We start from the raw sequence: 5,978 nt of genomic DNA on the forward strand, positions 1-5,978 counted from the left end.
AAGTGGTGTCCGGCGGTGACCTACTCTCCCACACACTCCCGTGTGCAGTACCATCGGCGCTGTGGGTCTTAGCTTCCGGGTTCGGGATGGGACCGGGCGTTTCCCCCACGCTATGACCGCCGTAACTCTCTCAACCCAACCACCAGCACCACCACCTACACACAAGCAGGCACGATACCAACAGCGGGTAAATCCAGTAACGACTACACCTCAACCAACCCGAGGCGCGCATGAGTCGTATTCAATTAGCTGCCACCCCTCACAGCATCCCCTCGACAACACGAGAGAACACAACAACGAGGGAGCAGGGTTTGTTGATCAGGGACCGCCTAGTGGACGCGAACACGCAATTTCTCAAGTGATTCTTGTTGAACACCCATACCAACCCCAACAAACGTGAGGAAAGTGTGTGTGGTGTAAGTGGTCGGCTTATTAGTACCGGTCAGCTTCACACGTCTTCAGTCCGTGCTTCCACATCCGGCCTATCAACCCAGTGGTCTAGCTGGGAGCCTTCACACCTCAAGGGTGACGGAGATCTTATCTTGAAGCCGGCTTCCCGCTTAGATGCTTTCAGCGGTTATCCATCCCGAACGTAGCTAATCAGCGGTGCACTTGGCAGTACAACTGACATACCAGAGGTTCGTCCGTCCCGGTCCTCTCGTACTAAGGACAGACCTTCTCAAATCTCCAACGCGCGCAGCGGATAGGGACCGAACTGTCTCACGACGTTCTAAACCCAGCTCGCGTACCGCTTTAATGGGCGAACAGCCCAACCCTTGGGACCAACTCCAGCCCCAGGATGCGACGAGCCGACATCGAGGTGCCAAACCATGCCGTCGATATGGACTCTTGGGCAGGATCAGCCTGTTATCCCCGAGGTACCTTTTATCCGTTGAGCGACGGCCCTTCCACACGGTGCCGCCGGATCACTAGTCCCAACTTTCGTTCCTGCTCGACATGCCTGTCTCACAGTCAAGCTCCCTTGTGCACTTACACTCAACACCTGATTGCCAACCAGGCTGAGGGAACCTTTGGGCGCCTCCGTTACTCTTTGGGAGGCAACCGCCCCAGTTAAACTACCCACCAGGCACTGTCCCTGGACCCGATCAGGGCCCGAAGTTAGATGCCTAACAACACCAGAGTGGTATTTCAACGATGACTCCACGACCACTAGCGTGACCGCTTCACAGTCTCCCACCTATCCTACACAAGTGATGTCAAACACCAATACCAAGCTATAGTAAAGGTCTCGGGGTCTTTCCGTCCTGCTGCGCGTAACGAGCATCTTTACTCGTAATGCAATTTCGCCGAGTTCACGGTTGAGACAGCGGGGAAGTCGTTACTCCATTCGTGCAGGTCGGAACTTACCCGACAAGGAATTTCGCTACCTTAGGATGGTTATAGTTACCACCGCCGTTTACTGGGGCTTAAATTCTGAGCTTCGCTACCCGAAAGCAGCTGACTCGTCCTCTTAACCTTCCAGCACCGGGCAGGAGTCAGTCCGTATACATCGTCTTACGACTTCGCACGGACCTGTGTTTTTAGTAAACAGTCGCTTCCCCCTGGTCTCTGCGGCCCCAACCCGCCTCCCCGCAGCAAGTGCGGATCACGGGTGAGGCCCCCCTTCTCCCGAAGTTACGGGGGCATTTTGCCGAGTTCCTTAACCGTGATTCTCTCGATCGCCTTGGTATTCTCTACCTGACCACCTGTGTCGGTTTGGGGTACGGGCGGCTAGAACCTCGCGTCGATGCTTTTCTCGGCAGCATAGGATCACCGGATCCCCACCCAAACGGTGGGGCCCATCAAATCTCACCCTCAACAGCTCCCGGATTTACCTAGGAACCAGGCTACATTCTTAGACCTAGACAACCATCGCTAGGCCCGGCTACCTTCCTGCGTCACACCTGTTAATACGCTTGGCTCCCCAGTTCAGGTCCCACGCTCCCCACACACGCAGACTCAAAGAGACTGTCCAGTGTGGTTCGGGTGGTTAGTATCACCAGTTCACCATGGGCGGTTCTTCGCCGGTACGGGAATATCAACCCGTTGTCCATCGACTACGCCTGTCGGCCTCGCCTTAGGTCCCGACTAACCCAGGGCAGATTAGCTTGACCCTGGAACCCTTGGTCATTCGGCGGACACGTTTCTCACGTGTCTTTCGCTACTCATGCCTGCATTCTCACTCGAACACGCTCCACCACAGGCTTCCGCCGCGGCTTCACCGCTGTGCTCGACGCTCCCCTACCCAACCCCCATCCAAAGATGAGAATTGCCACGGTTTCGGCGGTGTGCTTGAGCCCCGCTACATTGTCGGCGCGGAATCACTTGACCAGTGAGCTATTACGCACTCTTTCAAGGGTGGCTGCTTCTAAGCCAACCTCCTGGTTGTCTAAGCAACTCCACATCCTTTCCCACTTAGCACACGCTTAGGGGCCTTAACCGGTGGTCTGGGCTGTTTCCCTCTCGACCATGAAGCTTATCCCCCACAGTCTCACTGCTGCGCTCTCACTTACCGGTATTCGGAGTTTAGCTGACGTCAGTAACCTTGTAGGGCCCATCGGCCATCCAGTAGCTCTACCTCCGGCAAGAAACACACAACGCTGCACCTAAATGCATTTCGGGGAGAACCAGCTATCACAGAGTTTGATTGGCCTTTCACCCCTACCCACAGCTCATCCCCCCAGTTTTCAACCTAGGTGGGTTCGGTCCTCCACGCGCTCTTACACGCGCTTCAACCTGGCCATGGGTAGATCACTCCGCTTCGGGTCTAGACCCAGCGACTCAAACGCCCTATTCAGACTCGCTTTCGCTACGGCTGCCCCACACGGGTTAACCTCGCCACTGAGCACTAACTCGCAGGCTCATTCTTCAAAAGGCACGCCATCACACCCCGCAGGATGCTTTGACGGATTGTAGGCACATGGTTTCAGGTACTATTTCACTCCCCTCCCGGGGTACTTTTCACCATTCCCTCACGGTACTGATTCACTATCGGTCAGCAGGGAGTATTCAGGCTTACCAGGTGGTCCTGGCAGATTCACACAAGATTCCTCGAGCCTCGTGCTACTCGGGATACACTCACAGGCCGGCGGAACGCATTACGACTACGGGACTCCCACCCTCTCCGGTCACGCACTCAAACGTGTTCGTCTATACGCCCGCACCTCAACCCCCAGGACTGGTAGACCCTGGACGGAATGTCCCACAACCCCGCGCACGCAACCCCTACCAGGTATCACACGCACACGGTTTAGCCCCATCCGCTTTCGCTCGCCACTACTCACGGAATCACTCTTGTTTTCTCTTCCTGTCGGTACTGAGATGTTTCACTTCCCGACGTTCCCTCCAACCGACCTATACATTCAGCCGGCGGTCACACACCATAACAGCATGCGGGGTTTCCCCATTCGGAAATCCTGGTATCAACGCTCGGTTATCAACTCCACCAGGCTTATCGCAGATTCCCACGTCCTTCATCGGCTCCTGCTGCCAAGGCATCCACCATGCGCCCTTCAACACTTACACACAAGTGTTCAACCAAGGACAACACAACACCACCACCACAACCCAACAGGGCCATGACAACGATGCGATGCTTGACCACGTTTCACATTAAGAAACAAAGATGCTCGCGTCCACTATGCAGTTCCCAAACAACAACCCCCACCACCATCACCACACCAGACACCACCACCACAACACCCCAAAACCAGGATGCTGCGGCCCGATGATGCCCCCAATGCGGCTACCTGCAGCCAGGGCAACAGATCCAGAAACACCAGAACCCACCACGACGACCAACGCCACCGCAGCCAGGCCTGTTGTCCCAGGACCCAACAGTGTACCAAGCACCACACCCACACACCCGACCGACTTCCACCACCACCAGCCCCCTACACAGGGAACCAGCACCAGGTACTGAACAGCCAGACGCACAGACGCAGCGACAGAATGTTGATATTCCACCCTTGAGCAGACCACCAGCTCACACACTCGGTGAGCATCAGGCGGCGGACTCGAACTCGAGCCCAAGCTCCTTAGAAAGGAGGTGATCCAGCCGCACCTTCCGGTACGGCTACCTTGTTACGACTTAGTCCCAATCGCCAGTCCCACCTTCGACCACTCCCCCCGGAAAACCGGTTGGGCCGTGGGCTTCGGGTGTTACCAACTTTCGTGACTTGACGGGCGGTGTGTACAAGGCCCGGGAACGTATTCACCGCAGCGTTGCTGATCTGCGATTACTAGCGACTCCAACTTCACGAAGTCGAGTTGCAGACTTCGATCCGAACTGAGACCGGCTTTTAGGGATTAGCTCCACCTCACAGTATCGCAACCCACTGTACCGGCCATTGTAGCATGCGTGAAGCCCAAGACATAAGGGGCATGATGATTTGACGTCATCCCCACCTTCCTCCGAGTTGACCCCGGCAGTCTCCCATGAGTCCCCACCATTACGTGCTGGCAACATAGGACAAGGGTTGCGCTCGTTGCGGGACTTAACCCAACATCTCACGACACGAGCTGACGACAACCATGCACCACCTGTGAACCAGCCCCGAAGGGAAACTACATCTCTGCAGCGATCCGGTCCATGTCAAGCCTTGGTAAGGTTCTTCGCGTTGCATCGAATTAATCCGCATGCTCCGCCGCTTGTGCGGGCCCCCGTCAATTCCTTTGAGTTTTAGCCTTGCGGCCGTACTCCCCAGGCGGGGCACTTAATGCGTTAGCTACGGCGCGGAAAACGTGGAATGTCCCCCACACCTAGTGCCCAACGTTTACGGCATGGACTACCAGGGTATCTAATCCTGTTCGCTCCCCATGCTTTCGCTCCTCAGCGTCAGTAACAGCCCAGAGACCTGCCTTCGCCATCGGTGTTCCTCCTGATATCTGCGCATTTCACCGCTACACCAGGAATTCCAGTCTCCCCTACTGCACTCTAGCCTGCCCGTACCCACTGCACACCCGGGGTTAAGCCCCGGGCTTTCACAGCAGACGCGACAAGCCGCCTACGAGCTCTTTACGCCCAATAATTCCGGATAACGCTCGCGCCCTACGTATTACCGCGGCTGCTGGCACGTAGTTAGCCGGCGCTTCTTCTGCAGGTACCGTCACAAAAGCTTCTTCCCTGCTGAAAGCGGTTTACAACCCGAAGGCCGTCATCCCGCACGCGGCGTCGCTGCATCAGGCTTGCGCCCATTGTGCAATATTCCCCACTGCTGCCTCCCGTAGGAGTCTGGGCCGTGTCTCAGTCCCAGTGTGGCCGGTCACCCTCTCAGGCCGGCTACCCGTCATCGCCACGGTGAGCCGTTACCTCACCGTCTAGCTGATAGGCCGCGAGTCCATCCAAGACCGATAAAATCTTTCCACCAGCACCTCATGCGAGGACTGGTCATATCCGGTATTAGACCCAGTTTCCCAGGCTTATCCCAGAGTCAAGGGCAGGTTACTCACGTGATACTCACCCGTTCGCCACTAATCCACCCGTGCAAGCACGGGCTTCATCGTTCGACTTGCATGTGTTAAGCACGCCGCCAGCGTTCATCCTGAGCCAGGATCAAACTCTCCATCAAAAACTGATAGAACAACCAGCACACCCACCAGACGACCCCCAAGACACCACACAGACGACCATGCCGGAAAAACACGATCACCCACACAGCATCCCTCACAGGGACCACCAGCAAGCACACCAGTCAGCGATCCATGGCTGATACGTGATCACTTCCACGGGGGTGGAAGCCTCACGCCAACCAAACAATCAAATAATTTGGTATCAACAAACTTGGCACACTATTGAGTTCTCAAACAACAGGCGCTACCGGCACCACCGGAAGAAAGCCGCCAAACTAGAATATCATATCATATTCTCTGTTGTCAATTTTCGCTTTCCGGATCGCTCCGAAGCAACTTTTCTATCCTAGAACATCTCGTTTCCGGCTGTCAAACCCGGTCCCGAGCCGCCCTCCGGACAGCAACTT

Annotated in this window: 3 rRNA genes; all 3 read right to left on the bottom strand. The window is 56.0% G+C overall.

Features of this window, described 5'->3' with window-relative positions:
• Positions 1 to 7: 7 nt before the first annotated feature.
• A 5S ribosomal RNA gene (gene rrf / locus Q7C18_RS16645) occupies positions 8 to 124 on the bottom strand.
• 288 nt (positions 125 to 412) lie between these two features.
• Positions 413 to 3,525: ribosomal RNA gene (locus Q7C18_RS16650) — 23S ribosomal RNA — on the bottom strand.
• A gap of 516 nt (positions 3,526 to 4,041) precedes the next feature.
• A 16S ribosomal RNA gene (locus tag Q7C18_RS16655) occupies positions 4,042 to 5,570 on the bottom strand.
• The 16S, 23S and 5S rRNA genes sit together here, the layout of an rRNA operon.
• Positions 5,571 to 5,978: the final 408 nt, after the last annotated feature.

The organism is Nesterenkonia sp. CL21 (genome assembly GCF_031705515.1).
GTDB lineage: Bacteria > Actinomycetota > Actinomycetes > Actinomycetales > Micrococcaceae > Nesterenkonia > Nesterenkonia aethiopica.